The following is a 19,164-nucleotide window of genomic DNA, read 5'->3' on the forward strand; positions in this document are numbered from 1 at the left end:
ATTCTCCAGAATTTATATTAGTATTTAAATATAAATTTAATTAAATATGCCATGCCTATTCCAACGTAATTTCCTACAGCTCCGCCTAAAACACCAAGTATAACAGCTACACTTATTAAGCTTTCCCATCCAGCAGAAGCCGCCAATACTGTTGAGCTTGAAGATGAACCTATAGCTGATTGCACAGCAACTAATACATATTGATATTTTATTTTGAACAGTCTGCATAATATAGCATGTACTGTTAAAGTTATAAACATTACTGAAGCACAGAATAAACTTGATAATATAGCAGATTTTAAGAATTCCATTATATTTATTGTTAAACCTATTCTAGCTAAAAAGAATAATGATAAAAATAAACCTATATCCATAGTACCTTTTAAATCCTGTACTTTTTTAAATTGTGCAACAATTATAGATATAGTAGTTAATATAATAATTTTCATTGTGCTTTGTAATGAACTTGGAAATAAACCGGATATAAATCCGCTAGCAGCAACTATACAATACCCTAAAGTTAATATCCATGCTATATCATGTATACTCCATTCTTTTGGTTTTAAGAATGTGCTTCCGCCTTTTAAAAGCAATTCATCTTCTTCAAGTCTGTATGGCCATATTTTTTCAAACCATTTAAATCTTCTAAGATTTGAAGCTAAATACATTACTAAAACTATATAAAATGGATAAGCAGCATAGTCAGCAGCATTTGCAGCGGCTATTAAATCTTCAGATGCATTCAATCCAACAGCTATAGCATTTAAATTTGGACTTCCTCCTGTATATGTACCAACTAACATACCAGCTAATTTCCAACCTTCTGGAATTATAGGTACAAATATAAATGATAAAGCAAATACAACTACACATACAGTAATTACTGCTAATGCCATAGCCACAAGAGGTTCTTTAGATAATTTTATTAAACCTTTTAAATCAACGTTTAACAACATAACAGCAATACCTAACATGATTACTTCTCCAGATATATATGAATATACCGGTGAAGAAAAAGGCATAACACGTATATTTGATAATAATAAACCTGCTAATATACATATTAATGCCGGTCCTAAAGATTTAAAAAATCTGAATTTAATTAGATATAAACTCATTGTGGCAATTAAGATTATACCTGCGGTAACACCTGGGACAGATGTTATTAGAGATGTTTTTTCCATTACTTTCCCCCAAATTATTAAAATTAAAATTCTATATCTAAACCAAGTCCTGGTTTATCTAAAAGTGTTATAAGACCATTTTCTGCTGTAAAACCTCCGCTTACAAATGGCAATTCTTTTGTTAGAACATATCCGTCTAAATCAGCATCTAATATATTTGCTTTGCTTGCAGCAAAATGAGCACCAGCTGTTATTGCTACTCTGCTTTCAACCATACATCCAACCATACAATGTATGCCTGCAGCTTCGCATACAGCATTTATTTTTTCTGCTTTAAATATTCCTGAAGATTTTGTAAGTTTTATATTAACTTTATCACAAGCTCCTGCTCTGATAAATTTCATTGCATCATGATGATCTTTTACAGATTCATCAGCAACTATTTCCATAGATGTTTTTTTTCTTACTTCTGCCATATTATTTATATCCCAGTATGGAACCGGTTGCTCTATACCGTGAACATCATATTTCAATAGTTCATTGAAAACATTAACAGCTTCTGCAACTGTATAACCTTGATTGGCATCTGCTTTGATGATGATATCATTTCCAACGGCTTCTCTTATCATTTTTATAGTTTCTATATCTTTTTTTGGTTCAAGTCCTATTTTTACTTTTAATATTCTGAAACCTGCTTTTACATATTTAATAGCTGATTCAACCATTTCTTCTTTCTTATTTATAGACAATGTTACATCTGATTCTATTTGATTTGAGAAACCTCCTAGAACTTTGTATAATGGCTGATTCATTAATTTGCCTTTTATATCGTATAATGCTATATCAATACCTGCTTTTGCTCCATTATTTCCAACTATAAATTTATCCATAGTTCTATGTATTCTTTCAATATCTAAAGGGTTTTCACCTTTTATTTTATTTTCAATTTCTTTTATTATGATTTCTATAGAATCAGGTGATTCTCCAACTATATGTCTAGTTGGTACACTTTCACCGTATCCAATTATTCCTTCATCTGTTTCTATCTTTACTAATATAGTAGGCTGACTAGTTCTTGATAAAGCAGCTGTTACAAATGGTTCTTTTAATTCCAATTCTACTTTTTTAGTTTTAATGGATGTTATTTTCATGATACTGATCCTTATATTGAATTATAATTTTCATACAACAAATTCTACCATTATAAATATTTTTTATTATTTTTCAATATGTAGAAATTATATTGTGACAATAAATTAATATAATATTTAAATATTATTAATTATCCAAGCTGTTTCTTTTCTTATTTCGCTATCCATATTAATAATATTATCTATAGTTAATGGAATATTGATATTTCTATCACATATTTTTGATACTATATCAAATATATTTGTGAATTTTATTCTTTTTTCTAAAAATGAATAGACACATATTTCATTAGCGGCATTCAATACACAAGGATAAAGTCCTCCTTTCATACCGCATTCATATGCTAATCTAAGCATTATGAATTTATCTAAATCCATTTTGTAGAAATTTATTTCAGGATGTTCATATAATTTTAATTTTTCAAAAGGAGTACTTCTAATTTCTGGATAAGTTAAAGCATGCTGTATAGGAAGACGCATGTCATTTTTACCAATCTGTGCATAAATCTCTCCGTCATTCATTTCAATCATAGAGTGTATTAAACTTTGAGGGTGAATTATCGTTTCTATTTTATCATAATCCAAATTAAATAAATGATGTGCTTCTATAACTTCAAAGCCTTTATTCATCATAGTTGCACTATCTATTGTTATTTTGCTTCCCATAGACCAAGTAGGATGTTTCAATGCCATTTCTACTGTAACATTTTTTAATTCTTCTTTAGGTGTTCTAAAAAATGGTCCTCCTGATGCTGTTATTATAACTTTATGTAATGAAGTTTTTGGAAAATGCCTTAGCATTTGAAATATTGCAGAATGTTCACTATCTATAGGTATTAAGCTCGCATTATGTTCTTTTAATAATTGATTTATTATATCTCCGCCTACAACTAATGTCTCCTTATTTGCTAATGCGATGGTTTTTCCTTTTTTTATTGCCTCTATTGTAGGTAGAAATCCCGCATAACCCGTAAGGGCATTAACTAATATATCAAAGTCTGTATGCTTTACAAAATCTGCAATAGTTCCTTCATAAATATTTATATCTTTAGCGCAATCATAGTCTTTAAAAATATTCTCTGCATTCTTATCAGATATATTAACAATTCTAGGTTTGAACTCTGTACATAAAGTATTTAGTATATCTATTTTGCTATTTGTTGACATACCAACAATTTCAAAGTCATTATTAAACTCTCTTACAACAGAGCATGTATTTGTGCCTATAGAACCTGTAGCACCTAATAGAAGAATTCTTTTTTTCATGTTACAACTCAATAAAAAAATATTTGCTAAATGATAGATTTATTTTTAAATTATTTCAACATAAAAAATAATTATGGTTTATATAAATTTCAATAAATATAAATTTCACTAATTGCAATATTTATTAATTATTGTTATAATTTTTACGATAATTGATAGCTTAAGGGAACTCATGGTCAACAGTCAACAGTCAACAGTCAACAGTCAACAGTCAACAGTCAACAGTCAACAGTCAACAGTCAACAGTCCATAACTTTTATATTTTACTATATAGAAAAAACATATCATTTGTTTATCAAAAAAATCATAAACTCAAAGAATCTAATTTCTTGGGAGTATTATGATGTTTTTTGATATTCTCTATAATATTACAATATACCCAATAGAATTTATTATAGAAACATTGTTTTATTTATTTAATGTTGTATTTAAATCAAGTTATGGTGTAAGCTTATTTTTTCTTAGTTTATGTATAAATTTTTTATCTCTTCCATTATACAATATAGCTGAATCTTGGCAGGCTAAAGAAAGAGCTATTCAAGATAAAATGAAGCCGATGATAGATAATATAAAATCGGTATATAAAGGTGATCAAAGATATTTATTAATTAGAACTTGCCAGAGAATTAATGGTTACAAAACAATATATGCTTTTAGAGGTACTTTAGGTCTTTTGATACAGATACCATTTTTTATGGCAGCATATAATTTTGTTCATAATTTGTCAGGATTAAGCGGTGTTTCTTTTTTTATTATTAAGGATTTATCTAAACCAGATGCTTTAATTCATATTGGTAGTTTTAGTATAAATTTACTTCCATTTTTGATGACTTTATTTAGTTTATTAGCTGGTTTTGTTTATGCTAGAAAATTAAAATTTAAAGAGAGTTTGCCATTATATATAGTTTCATTAATATTTTTATTGATATTATATAATTCACCATCCGGACTTTTATTCTATTGGACTATTAATTGCTTATTTTCATTAATTAAAAACATTATAATAGAGTATAAACTTTATAATATATTTATTATAAATAAACATAAGCTATTAAAAATTTACAATATAGTTTTTATGGTTATTGCGGTATTATTTGTATTAATTATATTTTTATCAAATATAGAAAGAAAATGTTATTTGGATGATTTTAAATTATCTTATAAAGATGGTGAAGTATATGTATATGATGCTACTATAAAATATTATAGTAAAATATTTAAAAGTAGTGATATATTTGAAATAAAATTGAATACAGATATTTTTTTGTCAGATAGTATAAAGGGTTTATTATTCGTTGACAGTGGTATAAACACTAAATATGTAAAAATATCATTCGATAAAACTATAGAAAATATTGATGAAACTATAAATGTATATTATAGATTGTATTTAAAAGATTATGCTATAAATATTTTTTACTTGATATTAATTTTATTTATACTATTAAATATTGGAAAAATATTTAATTTAATTTTTAATAATAATACAGCATTGAATTTTTATTTGAAAAATAGATATAAATTGATGTTAATTAGCTGTTTTGTTATTACGATATTATCAGGAGCTTTTATACCTAGCTCATTAATAGGAGCATCTCCTCATGAATTTAAATATCCGTTTTATTTGATATTTAATGATTTATCAATGAGTATTGGGTTGTTTTTAATATATCCTCTTTTTATATATTTAATACTTCCTGAAAATATCAAAAACTATATTACATTGATATTTATTTTTCTTGTTTCTATAATATTAGTAAATACTTTTATTATGAAAGGTAGTTATTTAAATATAAATTCTGATTTTGTGTTTGATAATACTGATTTACTTAAAGCTTCATCTAAAGAAATAGTTATAAGTATAGTATTATTTTTATTGGTTATATTAATTCTAATTTTATTTTTTAGGAAAAATAAAATGAATTTAATAATAAATGTATATTTTGTAATAATTATTACTCTATTCTCTATTTCTATTTTCAATATTGTTAATATAGTTAAAGAGCATAATAAATTAATTAGTATATCTAGGAACAATGACCATAATAATATAAAAATATTTAATTTATCAAAAAAAGGTGATAATATTTTTGTTATTGTATTAGATAAAGCTTTGGGTTTATATTGGTTAGATGCCTTTGAGAGATTTCCTGAGTATAAAGAAAAATTAGATGGTTTTGTGTTTTTTAAAAATAATTCTTCTTTTGGTGTTAATACTATGACCATATCTTCTTTGTATGGTGGATATGAATATTTACCTTATGAATTAAGTATAAATGGTAACTATAATATAAAGGATAAACATAATGAATCTATACTAATGCTTCCTATGTCACTAGAAAAATATGGGTATAAATCTTCTATTTTTGAACCAGTTTATGTAAATTTAAAATCTTATACTGATTTAAGTATTTTTGAAGAATATACTAATATATCAGTATATGATTCCAGTCAATTATATATTTATTCTTTACAAAAATATCTTGGTGTTACAAATACAAATATAGATGATTATTCTTTGGAGTATCAAAAGAATAAAATGGTTAGATTTTCTATGTTTAGAATGATGCCGATAAATTTTAGATATAATTTTTATGATAATAAAAATTGGTTTATTTATTCTATTGCTGGAGTTAATTCTACAATTTATAATTATGCTATATTATCAAATTTAAAATATTTTATTAATATAAATGATAGTGATGATAATTACTATAATTTGTTTTATAACGGTACTACTCATGAACCATATTTTTTTAATTCTGATTATACTGCAGGTTATGAGGCTAAAGAAGTTGATAAAAGAGATTTAGATATATATAAAAGTGATTATTCGACAAGATTCTTTTATGCAAATGCAATATCTTTAAGAGAACTTACTCATTTTATAGAATTCTTAAAAGAAAATGAAATATATGATAATACTAAAATTATATTAGTATCTGATCATGGAGTTGAAATACAGTCTACATATCTTTACAAAAATTTAGATGGTATTGGGCAAATATCTCCATTTAATGCATTATTAATGTATAAAGATTTTAGTTCCAGAGGCAAATTAGAAATTAATACGAATCTTTCTACAATAGCAGATATGCCTTATTTAGCTACAAAGCATATTACAAATATTCAAAATTATTTTACGGGTAATTTGATAAGCAATAATTATACTAATGTAGTACATGCTATAGATATAAGAGATTTTATTAGAAATGATAATAGATATGGTTTTGATATATTTTATACAATACAAAATGATATATTTGATATAAATAATTGGAAAAAATTTGAAATTGATTGGAATACTAAGAATGCCCGAGAAATAAAATAAATAAAGTAAGTATATAAACTGTCGATAATTTGTGATAAATAAGTATAACTAAACATAACTATTGAAATTTATATTGGTTTATATATAATATTTATTCAAATTAATTTATAAAATGGATTATTAACTGATGTCAAATAAAAAATTTAATTTAAAAATTGCTACAATAGCATCTTGGGTATTATTATTTTTCGCTTGGATTTTCTTTTACGCTGTAACTCAAACACGTACCCCCGTTTTTTGGGTGGTACTTGCATTATCTTCTATTTTAACTATTACAACATTGATAATAGATAGAAAAAATATTATATCTCTATTAAAAATGAGATTTGTACATAAAGCATTTTTTGGAATATTATCTCTTGTTATAATATTAGCTATACTTGTAGGGCTTTATATAATAAGTATAAACTTCCCTATAAGATTCGATTTGACTCAAAATAAATCATATACTGTATCGCAGCAAACTATGGATGTACTTTCAAGAATAGATAGCCCTCTTTCTATAGTAGTATTAAGATCTCCTAGTACAGATCCTACTTCAGCAGACTGGAAAGCTGATTTGTTGTTAGAACAGTATGAAAGAATAAATAAACATATAACTGTTGAATATATAAACCCTATAGAAAAACCTTCTGCTAAAAGTAAATATCAAATGACTCAGGTTGGTGAAATAGTATTTACTTATGGACAAGGAAAACAAGTTAGAGTATATAGAAAAGATTTAACTACTCAATCTAAAGTAACTTCTGATCCTTTATTTGTTGGAGAAGAAAAATTTACTCAATCTATATATACATTACTTGATTCAGAATCTTATACTATATATTTCACAGTAGGACATGGTGAAAGACAAATACAAGACAGAGGCGGAGAAGGTTTATCTTATGTTAAAACTTATTTGGAAAATGAAAATTATAAAGTAAAAGAATTAAATATTATACTTGAAAATATACCTACTGATGCATCATTAATAGTAATAGCAGCTCCAGTTGAAACATTCAGTGATTTTGAAATAGATAAATTAAATAATTATGTAAAAACAGGCGGAAAACTTCTTGTTCTATATGATAGTTTCTTAGATAGAAGTAAATTTAATACTAATTTAGGTGATTTCTTATCAGCTTGGGGATTTAAAACTAAAAATGACTATATAATAGATACAGCTTCAAGTGTTGTTATACCAGTTAATATAGTTCCTCAATATACTTCTCATCCTATAACACAAACTCTTAAAGAAGGAAATGTATTTGCTTGTTTAGTTGTTGCAAGAAGTATATTAAGCGGAGAAAATCAATATAATGGCAGCTTTGAAAATATAATCACTACTACTCCTCAAGGATATGGAAAAGAAGAAGCTACTTTTGATTTGTCAAGAGCTAGATTTAATCCTAAAACAGATATTTCAGGTCCAGTGCCTCTAGCTATAAGCGGTACTTATGAAATAGAAGGAAGAAAAGAACCAGCAAGAATAGTAGTATTTGGAGATGCTACATTTGCTTTGAATGCATATATTAATCCAGAACAAGGTCAGTCTGTTGATATTGCTTTTGCTGGAAATAAAGATTTATTTATGAATACAGTTGCTTATCTTTTGGAAGCAAGACAAAAAATTACTATAAGACCAAAAGAAGCAAGCATTAAAAATCTTACTCTTACTACAACACAAACTAATTTTATTAGATATGTTGCTCAAATTGGATTGCCTTGTTTATTTGGTATATTAGGTATACTAATTTGGTTCTTAAGAAGAAGATAATATTACTATAATGAAGGTTATTAAGTTAATATAATATGAATAATATTAAAGAATTATATAAAAAATATTCATATTATATTAACTATGCTTCATTAGTATTTATCAATGGTATAGCAAGTGTATTAAATTATGTATCTTCTATTTATACTAATAGAAGTTTATCAATATCTGATTTTGCTCATTATAATGGTATAATTAATATATATTCCATAATAGTTTTAACAGTTTCTAGTTTTAGTTATTATATAATGCATCACTATAAAGATGATGAAGATGCAAAAGCTTATTGGGCTTATGGATATATAATTGCAATTATAATATTTATAGCATATATCTTATCAATACCGCTCATGGATATATTATTCAATATTAAAAGTTACAGTTCGCTTTTTATAATGTCCATTGGAATATTTGCTTCAATTTTGGTTATAGTTTCACAGTCTATATTAAAGATTAATAATTATATAGCTTATGATTATATGGCAAGTCTGACAGCAATATTCATAGCTAAAATATTACTCTTGGCATATTTTATTATAACAGGATTGACATTAGAAAAATCAATTATATCAGTATCATTATTTTGCGTTTTATATCTTATTATAAATTTGATAGAATTAAAGAAAGTTAATCTACCCTATTATACATCTTTTAAAAATATAAAAAAATATTTTACCTCTCCAAATTTATCTGTACTATTAAGATATATAATTAATATAGTTGTTATAAACTTTATATTTAATTGGATATCATTAAGCGATGTTTTAATGGCAAACAGATATTTGGATAAAACAAGTGCAGGCTACTACTCTACTATATCATTGATAATAAAAATGTTTTTCTATATTGGCACTCCTATAGCTTCAGTAATGTTTTCTTATATATTAATAGCTATGAGAGAAAATAATAAAAGCAAAGAAAAAAAGGTAGTTTATTATTCTATAGCTCTTTTGGTATTAGCTTCACTTTTTCTATCAATATTTTTAATTGTATTTGCTAAGCAGATAGTATTAATACAATTTACAAGCAGATATGAGGCTATCATCCCATTAATTCCGCAGGCTGTAATATTTGGTTTTTCTCTAGCTTTTACAGTACTTACATTTAATTATGGGCTTGCTTATAAACTATTTGCTCCATTTTACGGATACTTGATTATATTTGCTTATGTATATTTCTCATTAAGAAACGGACTTAGAAGCTTTGAAAATTTTATGTTCATAATGAAAATATTTTTTATAGCATTACTTATATATAATATTTTAATTATATTAATACATAGAATAATATTAAAAACTAATGAAAAACTAAAGTTATAATTTTTTAATATTATAAAGCTAGTTATAAAAATTACTTTTAGAATCTACCTCCTTTTTCAGAAATTAGCTTCGTTATTTTCCTATTATTTCTAGTAAATGCATAGTATAATGCTGTGTTTCCATCTTTATCTTTAGCATTAAGATCAGCTCCAGCTTCTATCAATAACTCAGCTAATTCTGTATTATAATCAAAAATTACCCACATTAAAGGAGTAATATTTTCTAATTGTATATCTCTTGAATCATCTTTTATAGATAATCTAGTATTAATTTTAGCTCCATGCTCTATTAATAATTTTGCTACTTCTTTATCTACATTAAATGTCAAAGGAGTAAAATCTTTTAAATATAATCCATCTGTCTTGAATGTGATTTTTGTATTTACATTAGCTTTTCTTTTTATAAGCATTTTTGATATGTCTGTTTTCTCACGTTGTATAGCATGTACTAAAGCTGTAAATCCTGCCTTATCTTTTATATTAACATTAGCCCCTTTTTCTATTAGAATTTTTGTTATTTCATATCGCTCATAGATAATAGATAAGATTAAAGGTGTAGCACCGCTTTCTTTCTCTTTTTTATTAAGATCAGCACCTTTTTCTATTAGAATCTTTGCTATTTCATCTTGCTTATAAATAATAGATAAGATTAAAGGGGTAATACCATCCATGAAATTTACATTTATATCAGCTTTTTTATTATTTAAATAATCCAAAACCTCTTCTTTATCACCATTCGCTATATACGATGCAAATTCTTTTTCATCTTTACTAGGCTCTGGATACAAAGCTTGAAAACTAAATAAAGCACACAATACTGCCATTAATACAATTTTTTTCATATAAACCTCTTCTTAAATATTCTATACAAAATATATACTGATTATATTGTTTTGTCAATTATGTACTTCATTAGAGTATACAATTTTATGATGTTCACATTTAATTACTTATGCTATTTTATGTATATTCGTAATATTTGCATATTTAACTTTTTATAGTTATTATAATTTTAAATATATAAACAATTAACTGAAAACTTTATATTTTTTATTATTTAGCACCTTTTGATATAAGCAGCTGTTCTATTTTAGTATTGTTTTTTTCTTTCGCATAATCTAATGCTGTTTTTCCGATTTTATCTTTAGTATTGATATCAGCTCCTGATTCTATTAATAACTGAGCTATTTCAGTATTATCATTCAAAATAAACCACATTAAAGGTGTAGCATTTTCTAATTTTATATTTCGTCCAGGATATTTTGCAGTAAATTTTATATTAATTTTAGCACCAGCATTTATTAATGATTGCGCTACTTCTTTATTTTCATTAACTATTAAAGGAGTAAAATTTTTTATATGTACTCCATTTTCATTTAATGATACTTTTGTATTTACATCAGCTTTTTTTTCTATAAGTAGTTTTGATACTTCTGTTCTATTATACATTATAGAATGTATTAAAGCTGTTAATCCTGCTTTGTCTTTTCTATTAAGATTTGCACCTTTTTCTATAAGCATTTTTGCTATTTCATCTTGCTTAAAAATAATAGAAAATATTAATGGGGTTGCACTATCTTCTATTATAGCATTTATATTAATTTTCTTATTATCTATAAAATTTGAAACTTCTTCAATATCACCAGATGCTATATACGATAAGAATAGTGCTTCATTTTCAGCTTTTTCTGGATACAGTGCATTAAAACTAAATAAAGTATACAATACTGCCATTAATACAATTTTTTTCATATAAACCTCTTTTTAAAAATATTTTACAAAAAAGATATATTAATTATATTATTTTGTCAATATGAATATTTTATTATCAACAATAAAATTCTGTATTATATATATTAATATTCTAATATTATGAATTATCATGTTATTAATATGTGTTTTTAAGTGAATATAGTTGAATAATTAATGAAAAATAAATATTTTTTACATGATTATAATGTTGTTAATAAAATAAAAGCTGATAACCGAAATAATCAGTCATCAGCTTTTTTATCAAGTTTATAGAAAGAAATAATTTTTTATTATGATTTCTTTCTTTTTAAGTCAATTTGTCTTTGAATTTCTTTTAAATTTTTTACATAAATTGTATTAGTTTTAATATCAATTTTACCTGTTTTTACCAAGTTATTTAATACTTTTTGAACATCAACTACTTTAACACCGCACCAGTTGGCAATATCATTTATAGTAGCATTTAATTCCTGAGGTTCATAATAATGATCTCTAGGAATGTTTTGAAGTTCAGCAAGTAAAAGCAAACAGTCATAAATTCTTAAATCTGTTTCATTTAACTGTAATATTAAAAGTCTTCTTTTGGCATCGAATATTCTTTTAGCAAACATTTTTGAAAGTTTAAGAGCCATTGCTGTATTATTTGCTAATATATTTTGGAAATTTTCCTTTCTTAATTCTAATAAAACAGTAGGTTCATTAGCTATTGCAGATGCACTTCTAGTAGTGTCTTCAAGTATGGCCATTTCACCAAAAAAATCACCTGGATAAACTATGTCTAATAATTTTTCAACATCTTTAATAACTTTAGTAATCTTTACAGAACCGCTTTGAACCATGTAGAATTTATCGCCTTTTTCATATTCCAAGAATATAACATCATCAGTATTGTATTTTTTTGTATGAGAAGATAAATTATTATCCATATCAATTTTCCTTAATTAAAATTATAACCTAGAAGCATTAGCATAAGCCTCTTTAGAGAAATTATCCATAGGAGGTATAGAAATAACTTTTTGATAATATGCTTTGGCTTTAGTTTTATCACCTTTAGCTTCACAAGTTTTAGCTAAAAAGAGTATAGCTTCTTTTACATTTGAAGATTTAGGATATTTCTTTATAGCAGAAAGAAGCACTGTAGAAGCATTATCATATTTATTTATATTGTAATAACATTTTCCCATATAGAAAATAGCATTCTCAGCTACAATAGCATTTGTACTCTTTAATAAACTATTAAATATTTTGATAGAATTAATATAATCATTATTATTATATAAATCTACTGCTTTATTGTAATTTGGATCATTAATAGTAACATTCTGAGATTTTGCATCAGGTTTAGCACTTGATGAAATAGGCGCAGAAGTAGGAGGAGCTATATCACTGTCATCAGTTATATCTAATTCTTCCTTACATTCTTCTATCTTTTCTTTAGCAGTATTATAGAATGATGAGTCTTCATCAGCATATTGTATGTATCTTTTATAGGCATATAAAGCATTTCTATATTTTTTATTTTTGAAATAAAACTCTCCAATACCATACAAACCTTCTAAAGTATCAATAGTATCTTCACTTGTATCGTTTTCAACTAATTCTCTAACTCTCTTATTTATCCTTCTAAGCTGGGTAGAAAAAACTTTTAACATTTTTATAATGATAGGTTTATTTTTTTCAATCAGACTTTCAAATTCTTCATAAGTAATAATAATAACAACACAATCTGTCAAACATTGAACAGTATCTTCTTGCGGATATGTTCCCAGTATACTTTTTACGCCAAAAAACTCACCAATATTTATAAGTTCTCTAGTTTCATAGCCTGTTTCTTCTGACAAAAATATGCTTTGAGCCTGACCTTGTTTTAATATGTAAACTCTATCAGAAGTATCCCCAGTAAAGTATACTATAGAGCCTGCTTTATATACTCTTGTTTGCATTTAATTTGTCCTCAATTAATATTTATTCTAATTAATATATTTTAGAATAAAAGAGATGGTTTTTTACCTTAACTTTTATTCTATCACTTATAATACTTTTTTCAAGTTATTTTTTCTATTTTCTTGTTTTATTTATCATGTCTACTGTTTCTATATCAAGTTTTGTTCCTCTTGTTTTTAGGTCATTAATTATAATTTTTATTTCATCATCAAACATATTTTGACCAAATTTAGCTTTTGCTGTGATGTTTTTTATATTTATAATACCTATTAACATGTTATTTTGAGCATAATTAAACATTTTATCGTCTATTGATAAATTATTATTATTGGGTTCATATTTTTTTACCAATTCGTACAAAATACTTCTTCTTTCTTCTGTATCTTGTATAGTTTCAAATTGACCTTCAATAAACACAGAAAAGAAAAATTGAGTAGGTATCATTTTATTGTTCATAAATGTAGATGGTATATATGAATATACTTTTGAAGCTGTGAAAGAAATATTAGGATTATTTTTTAAAATTTCGTATTTTCTTCCAGACTTAGCACCATGAAAATATATTTTATTATCTTTGTAACAAAAACTAATTGGTACAGCATAAGGTATAGTATCTGGTAAAGCCATAACGCCAAATTCTATATTATTTAGCATGGTTTCTATTTCATTCATATTTTCAAATATAAAATCTTTCCTTCTCATTCCATTTCCCTATTTATATTTGACATACAGTAATAAAAAATAATATATATTATATAACGGTTTATTGTGTTTTTTCTTTAATTATATTATTATAGTTATTGATTGTAATAAAACATATTTGGAGATTTTATTGTGAAAATAGCTATTGCTCAAATTGAAATAATACCATCAATACCTTGTGATAATACAGTTAGAATTATAAGTGCTATAAGTTCTGCTAAAAAAAATAATGCTGATATAGTAATATTTCCTGAATTAGCTGTATCTGGATATATGCTTGGAGATATGTGGGAAAGTGAAGGATTTATAAGAGAATGCGAGGAACTTGGTGAAGAAATTGTCAAGACTTCTAATGGTATATATGTTATTTTTGGAAATGTAGCATCAGATAGAACTAAGAAAAACTTTGATGGAAGAATAAGAAAATATAATGCCTTATTCGTAGCAAAAGATGGAAAGTTAATACATAATAATTCCACTTCCTACCCTTTTATAATAAAATCTTTACTTCCTAATTATAAGGAATTTGAAGATCCAAGGCATTTTTTCAGTTTAAAGGATTTGGCTTTTGAAAATAATGCTGATATAAAAGAATATTTGAAGCCATTAGAAATAGAATGCAATGGCGATAAAATTAAACTTGGTTTGACAATATGTGAAGATGCTTGGAGCAGTAACTATTCATTTTCTCCTATGGATATAATAAATAGCAATAAAGATGTTGATCTATTTGTTAATATATCAAGTTCTCCATATACTTTGGTAAAAGACACTAAGCGTCATAAAATGTATGGAGATATAGCAAGTAAACATAATATTCCTTTAATATACGTTAATAATGTAGGAATTCAAAATAATGGAAAAACAGTTTATACTTTTGATGGCGGAAGTTCTGTTTATAACAATAATGGCGAATTATTAATAAGTGCTGATAGATATGAAGATAATTTGTATTATGTAGATATAGATGTAAAAAATAAAATATTCCCAAATCCTATAGAAATAAAAGAGGAAAATGAATATAAATTAATATACGATACAGTTATTTATGGTATAAGAAAATTCATGAAGTCTATAGGGATCAGTAAAGTAGTTATAGGTGTATCAGGGGGGATTGATTCTGCATTATCATCAGCTATGTATGTAAATGCTATTGGTAAAGATAATGTTCTTTTGGTAAATATGCCAAGTAAATTTAATTCTAATACTACAAAAAATCTTGCCAAAACATTAGCTGATAATTTAGGCTGTGCATATATGGTAGCTCCTATACAGGAATCGGTAGATTATACGGTAAAACAATTAGAAACTTCCCCTATTATAAAAGACGGAAAAGAAAGTAATTTAACAGTATCATCTTTTGTTATAGAAAACATACAAGCAAGGGATAGATCTTCAAGAGTTTTAGCTTCTATTGCTGCAAGTTTTGGAGGTGTATTTACATGCAACGCTAATAAGACAGAAACTATGGTAGGATATTCTACTATGTATGGTGATGGAGCTGGATTCTTTGCATGTCTTGCTGATTTATGGAAGTATCAAATATACGGACTTTCTAATTATGTTAACAAAGAAGTATTTAAAAAGGAAATTATTCCTGAAGGTACTATAAATATTGTTCCAAGTGCAGAACTTTCAACTGCTCAGGCTGTAGATGAAGGTAAAGGTGATCCTATAAAGTATGATTATCATGATTATTTGTTTAAAACTTTAATTGAATCTTGGAACAGACCTATATTAGAGGATGTTTTAGGATGGTATATTGAAGGTGTTTTAGAAGAAAAAATCGGATGCAAAAAAGGTATAATAAAAGAATATTTTAAAACTGATATAGATTTTATAGATGATTTGGAGAAATGGTGGTGTCAATATATGGGTATGGCTATTTCAAAAAGAATACAGTCTCCTCCAATACTTGCTGTAAGTAGAAGAAGTTTCGGATTTGGAAACAGAGAGGCACAAAACAGAGTTTATTATACTTCAAATTATTTATATTTAAAAAGTGAAATACTGAACGGAAAACAAAAGTAATATTTATGTAAAAATTTATTATAAAACTACAAACTAATCAAATATTTTACTTGCAAAAAGCAATAATAAATGTTATATTTAGTTTGTAATTTATTTAAATACAATAAAATGTTAGGATAATATATAAGTGGGAATATCTACTGTTATAGATAACAACATACATCAAGACATACTTGATTATTCGGCAATACTTGAAACAACCGTAAAAGATATACATTCTTTTTTGGATGAGGTTGGAAGAGTATATAGCTTTATAGGTGAGAAGTTTCCTATTATTGAACAGGAAATGAAAAACGAAAATGAAAAAGCAAATGGTTTGTTGTCGTATTTTACAGATAAAGAAAAAGGTAATAAGAATTTCTCAAATGATTTAGAAGAAAATCAGGAAGACTTTTTTAGATCATTTGAAAGAATGCAAGGGTTTATTAATCAGGATAATGAACTTTCAGATTCTTTAGTAGAAGACGTTGGTAAAACAAGTAATATAATGGATTCCATTGAGCAAATAAGGATGCTTGCGGATCAAATTAAAGTTTATTCATTAAATGCTATCATTATATCTTCTAAATATGGTGCAGGCGGTAAGGCTTTCGGAGAAATATCTAAGAACATTATTAAAATGTCTGAGACTTCTAACGAACAGGCAGACCAAATGAATAGAATTGGTAAAGAGTTGTTTGTAAGATTTGAGTCATTTAAAACAGAAATCCTTAAGGCAAATGAACTTCAAAGACAGAATTTTACCATAATGAGAGAACAGCTTGATAAAGAGCATAACAATATGGTTAATTCTTTTGCTGTGTTTTCAAATATTATATCAGATATAATATCAAGAGTTGATAATACTTATGATTATATATTTGAAATAATGATGGTTCTTCCTAGAGAGGATATTGTAAGACAACAGACAGAACATATTATAGAATCTATTAATTCTATAGTTTATGAAAATAGAAACTTTATTAATTCTTATGGCAAAGAAGTTGATAATATGAATGCTGAAGATTTGGAAAAATCTGAAAATGAAAATTTGGAACATAAACTATTAGATTTATTAACATTTGATGATCTTGTTCTAACTCTTATTATTGAGAATTTTAAATCTATACATGAAGAAATTAGTTTAACAAATTCTGATATATATAAAAGTTTAAAGGGTTTGAAAGATGCACTATTTGATATTGCTTCTGATAGAACAACTATTGTAGAATATATGATAGGTGGTGAAAGCGGTAAATCAGAATTTCCATTTACTGTATCAGAATCTTTATTTAAAGAATATATGGGATTTATTAAACTTTATTTAGAGAATTTTAAATTATTTTTAACAAATAAATATAGAATATCAGATAGTAACATTGCTATAATTGACTCTATTGAAGAACTAGAAAGTATGTTTTTAGAGACAAAAAATATAGCTAAGACATTTAACTCAATTAACTTTTTGGCTAAAATAGAACTAGAGAAAAATAGTAATATATTTAATAATTCTCAGACTTTTTCTATTGAAAGTGTAGAAGCTATAGCTACAAATATTACTGATACAGTTGATGGATGTTTGGAGCAATTCCATAATATTAAATCTGCTATATTTAGTTCTATTAATAAATTTAAGTCAAATATTAATCATCAGTCAAGTGAACATACTTTTATAGAATCTATGACTGATAGTGTAAGTAAACGTTTAGATGAATCAAAATTTATTATTAATAACAACATAAAAAGATTAGAAAGTTATGCCAAGGAATTATTTGGACTTATAGATAAAACTTTAATAGATTTGAGTTCTTTGAGTACATTGCTTACAAAAATTAATGAGATTATAGAAATCTTTAACAGTATGAGAAATGTTATAAGAGATAAAAAGAATGAATATTATAGTTCATTAGGTATTGATAATTGGAAAATAGAAAGTAATAAATATTTAGAAATAGTTAATTCTTATACTATAAAGAAAGAAAGAGCTATTGCTAATAGTATTTTATCCGGCGAGGAAGCGCCAAATGTCGATATAAGTATAGATGTAGGTGCTGATAGCGGAGATTTTACTATGTTTTAATAAAAGTAATGGAGGTGTTATAGCATGGCAGTTTTAGAAATTAATGATAATCTTAATATAAGAACTATGAGTAAGTATTTTAAGAATGTCATAAAAAGTGCTGATTATAATGAGGATATGACAATCAAATTTAATACTGAAGGTGATGCACATGTTGATTTGGCAGGTTTACAAATTTTATATGCTATAAAAAAAGAGCTTGCTAAAAATCAAAAAAACCTTATAGTAGAAGGTATGGATAACTTGTTTGTAGAATATTTAAAAATAATTAATGATAAAAATAATTAATGATATAAGAGGTTAAATGTATGGCTAAAACAATACTAATTGTAGACGATTCAAATACAGCTAGAGCATCTGTTGAATATACCTTGAAGAAGGGCAGTTATAGTGTAGTATCTGCAGATGATGGTACTACAGGATTAGAGGTTCTAGGTAAAACTCCAAATGTTGATATGATAATAACTGACCTTAACATGCCTAAAATGGATGGTATAGAGTTTATTAAGCATGTAAGACAGGTAGATCAACATAAATATACCCCTATTCTTATGCTTACAACAGAATCTCAAGATGAGAAGAAGATGGAGGGTAAAGCTGCTGGAGCAAGCGGCTGGCTAGTAAAGCCATTTAACCCAACTCAGCTTTTAGATGTAGTAAAACGTTTTTTAAGTTGATGTTTTGTAGAAAAAACCTTATTATATTCATATATTAATAAGGATTTTATTAA

At 25.7% G+C, this 19,164-nt stretch carries 15 protein-coding genes; 7 read left to right on the top strand and 8 right to left on the bottom strand.

The features are described from left to right. Window positions 1–17: 17 nt before the first annotated feature. From T324_RS0100145 to dxr, 3 genes are all read right to left on the bottom strand, one after another. Window positions 18–1,184 (bottom strand): DUF819 family protein, encoded by a 1,167-nt coding sequence (locus tag T324_RS0100145; protein WP_038374905.1) that lies wholly within the window; start codon window positions 1,182–1,184, stop codon window positions 18–20. A gap of 23 nt (window positions 1,185–1,207) precedes the next feature. After that, a complete protein-coding gene (locus tag T324_RS0100150) occupies window positions 1,208–2,275 on the bottom strand; it encodes a mandelate racemase/muconate lactonizing enzyme family protein (protein ID WP_028328416.1) in 1,068 nt (355 codons plus the stop codon). Window positions 2,276–2,392: 117 nt separating this feature from the next. Continuing rightward, window positions 2,393–3,541: a 1-deoxy-D-xylulose-5-phosphate reductoisomerase gene (gene dxr / locus T324_RS0100155; RefSeq protein WP_028328417.1), complete on the bottom strand. Its 1,149-nt coding sequence runs from the start codon at window positions 3,539–3,541 to the stop codon at window positions 2,393–2,395. A gap of 340 nt (window positions 3,542–3,881) precedes the next feature. Between dxr and T324_RS0100160 the strand changes: the two genes are divergently transcribed. The 3 genes from T324_RS0100160 to T324_RS0100170 all read left to right on the top strand — a co-directional run bounded on the left by T324_RS0100160 (window position 3,882) and on the right by T324_RS0100170 (window position 9,947). Further along, entirely contained in the window at window positions 3,882–6,872 is a 2,991-nt protein-coding gene (locus tag T324_RS0100160; RefSeq protein WP_051436756.1) for a YidC/Oxa1 family membrane protein insertase, read from the top strand. A gap of 127 nt (window positions 6,873–6,999) precedes the next feature. Next, window positions 7,000–8,628 (top strand): GldG family protein, encoded by a 1,629-nt coding sequence (locus tag T324_RS0100165; RefSeq protein ID WP_028328419.1) that lies wholly within the window; start codon window positions 7,000–7,002, stop codon window positions 8,626–8,628. Between the two features lie 35 nt (window positions 8,629–8,663). Further along, on the top strand, window positions 8,664–9,947 hold the full coding sequence (locus T324_RS0100170; protein ID WP_028328420.1) for a polysaccharide biosynthesis protein: 1,284 nt from the start codon (window positions 8,664–8,666) through the stop codon (window positions 9,945–9,947). A 37-nt stretch (window positions 9,948–9,984) separates the two neighbouring features. On the opposite strand, the gene T324_RS0100175 is transcribed toward T324_RS0100170, so the two are convergent. The 5 genes from T324_RS0100175 to T324_RS0100195 all read right to left on the bottom strand — a co-directional run bounded on the left by T324_RS0100175 (window position 9,985) and on the right by T324_RS0100195 (window position 14,344). Next, window positions 9,985–10,788 carry an ankyrin repeat domain-containing protein gene (locus T324_RS0100175; protein WP_028328421.1) on the bottom strand — a complete coding sequence of 268 codons (804 nt, stop codon included), beginning with the start codon at window positions 10,786–10,788 and terminating at the stop codon, window positions 9,985–9,987. 211 nt (window positions 10,789–10,999) lie between these two features. Further along, window positions 11,000–11,698, bottom strand: coding sequence for an ankyrin repeat domain-containing protein (locus tag T324_RS0100180; RefSeq protein WP_028328422.1), 699 nt, complete (start codon window positions 11,696–11,698; stop codon window positions 11,000–11,002). 290 nt (window positions 11,699–11,988) lie between these two features. Then, window positions 11,989–12,624: a Crp/Fnr family transcriptional regulator gene (locus T324_RS0100185; RefSeq protein ID WP_028328423.1), complete on the bottom strand. Its 636-nt coding sequence runs from the start codon at window positions 12,622–12,624 to the stop codon at window positions 11,989–11,991. A gap of 21 nt (window positions 12,625–12,645) precedes the next feature. Beyond that, the gene (locus T324_RS0100190) at window positions 12,646–13,641 is read right to left on the bottom strand and encodes a cyclic nucleotide-binding domain-containing protein (protein WP_028328424.1); all 996 of its coding nucleotides are present in this window, start codon (window positions 13,639–13,641) and stop codon (window positions 12,646–12,648) included. A 115-nt stretch (window positions 13,642–13,756) separates the two neighbouring features. After that, window positions 13,757–14,344 carry a pyridoxamine 5'-phosphate oxidase family protein gene (locus T324_RS0100195; RefSeq protein WP_028328425.1) on the bottom strand — a complete coding sequence of 196 codons (588 nt, stop codon included), beginning with the start codon at window positions 14,342–14,344 and terminating at the stop codon, window positions 13,757–13,759. Window positions 14,345–14,476: 132 nt separating this feature from the next. Between T324_RS0100195 and nadE the strand changes: the two genes are divergently transcribed. The 4 genes from nadE (at window position 14,477) to T324_RS0100215 (ending at window position 19,111) form a co-directional block, all read left to right on the top strand. Next, the gene (gene nadE / locus T324_RS0100200) at window positions 14,477–16,375 is read left to right on the top strand and encodes an NAD(+) synthase (RefSeq protein ID WP_028328426.1); all 1,899 of its coding nucleotides are present in this window, start codon (window positions 14,477–14,479) and stop codon (window positions 16,373–16,375) included. A 127-nt stretch (window positions 16,376–16,502) separates the two neighbouring features. Next, the gene (locus T324_RS0100205; protein ID WP_028328427.1) at window positions 16,503–18,434 is read left to right on the top strand and encodes a hypothetical protein; all 1,932 of its coding nucleotides are present in this window, start codon (window positions 16,503–16,505) and stop codon (window positions 18,432–18,434) included. A 24-nt stretch (window positions 18,435–18,458) separates the two neighbouring features. Next, the gene (locus T324_RS0100210) at window positions 18,459–18,722 is read left to right on the top strand and encodes a hypothetical protein (protein ID WP_028328428.1); all 264 of its coding nucleotides are present in this window, start codon (window positions 18,459–18,461) and stop codon (window positions 18,720–18,722) included. Window positions 18,723–18,742: 20 nt separating this feature from the next. Beyond that, window positions 18,743–19,111 carry a response regulator gene (locus tag T324_RS0100215; protein ID WP_028328429.1) on the top strand — a complete coding sequence of 123 codons (369 nt, stop codon included), beginning with the start codon at window positions 18,743–18,745 and terminating at the stop codon, window positions 19,109–19,111. Window positions 19,112–19,164 lie beyond the last annotated feature (53 nt).

This window comes from Brachyspira alvinipulli ATCC 51933 (assembly GCF_000518245.1).
GTDB classification, from domain to species: domain Bacteria; phylum Spirochaetota; class Brachyspiria; order Brachyspirales; family Brachyspiraceae; genus Brachyspira; species Brachyspira alvinipulli.

Excerpts from the sequence above, each read along its gene's own strand:
- T324_RS0100175 (WP_028328421.1), bottom strand. The coding sequence starts at position 10,788 with ATGAAAAAAATTGTATTAATGGCAGTATTGTGTGCTTTATTTAGTTTT.
- T324_RS0100190 (WP_028328424.1), bottom strand. The coding sequence starts at position 13,641 with ATGCAAACAAGAGTATATAAAGCAGGCTCTATAGTATACTTTACTGGG.
- T324_RS0100145 (WP_038374905.1), bottom strand. The coding sequence starts at position 1,184 with ATGGAAAAAACATCTCTAATAACATCTGTCCCAGGTGTTACCGCAGGT.
- T324_RS0100180 (WP_028328422.1), bottom strand. The coding sequence starts at position 11,698 with ATGAAAAAAATTGTATTAATGGCAGTATTGTATACTTTATTTAGTTTT.
- T324_RS0100165 (WP_028328419.1), top strand. The coding sequence starts at position 7,000 with ATGTCAAATAAAAAATTTAATTTAAAAATTGCTACAATAGCATCTTGG.
- T324_RS0100185 (WP_028328423.1), bottom strand. The coding sequence starts at position 12,624 with ATGGATAATAATTTATCTTCTCATACAAAAAAATACAATACTGATGAT.
- T324_RS0100215 (WP_028328429.1), top strand. The coding sequence starts at position 18,743 with ATGGCTAAAACAATACTAATTGTAGACGATTCAAATACAGCTAGAGCA.
- T324_RS0100195 (WP_028328425.1), bottom strand. The coding sequence starts at position 14,344 with ATGAGAAGGAAAGATTTTATATTTGAAAATATGAATGAAATAGAAACC.
- T324_RS0100160 (WP_051436756.1), top strand. The coding sequence starts at position 3,882 with ATGATGTTTTTTGATATTCTCTATAATATTACAATATACCCAATAGAA.
- T324_RS0100170 (WP_028328420.1), top strand. The coding sequence starts at position 8,664 with ATGAATAATATTAAAGAATTATATAAAAAATATTCATATTATATTAAC.
- T324_RS0100150 (WP_028328416.1), bottom strand. The coding sequence starts at position 2,275 with ATGAAAATAACATCCATTAAAACTAAAAAAGTAGAATTGGAATTAAAA.
- dxr (WP_028328417.1), bottom strand. The coding sequence starts at position 3,541 with ATGAAAAAAAGAATTCTTCTATTAGGTGCTACAGGTTCTATAGGCACA.
- T324_RS0100210 (WP_028328428.1), top strand. The coding sequence starts at position 18,459 with ATGGCAGTTTTAGAAATTAATGATAATCTTAATATAAGAACTATGAGT.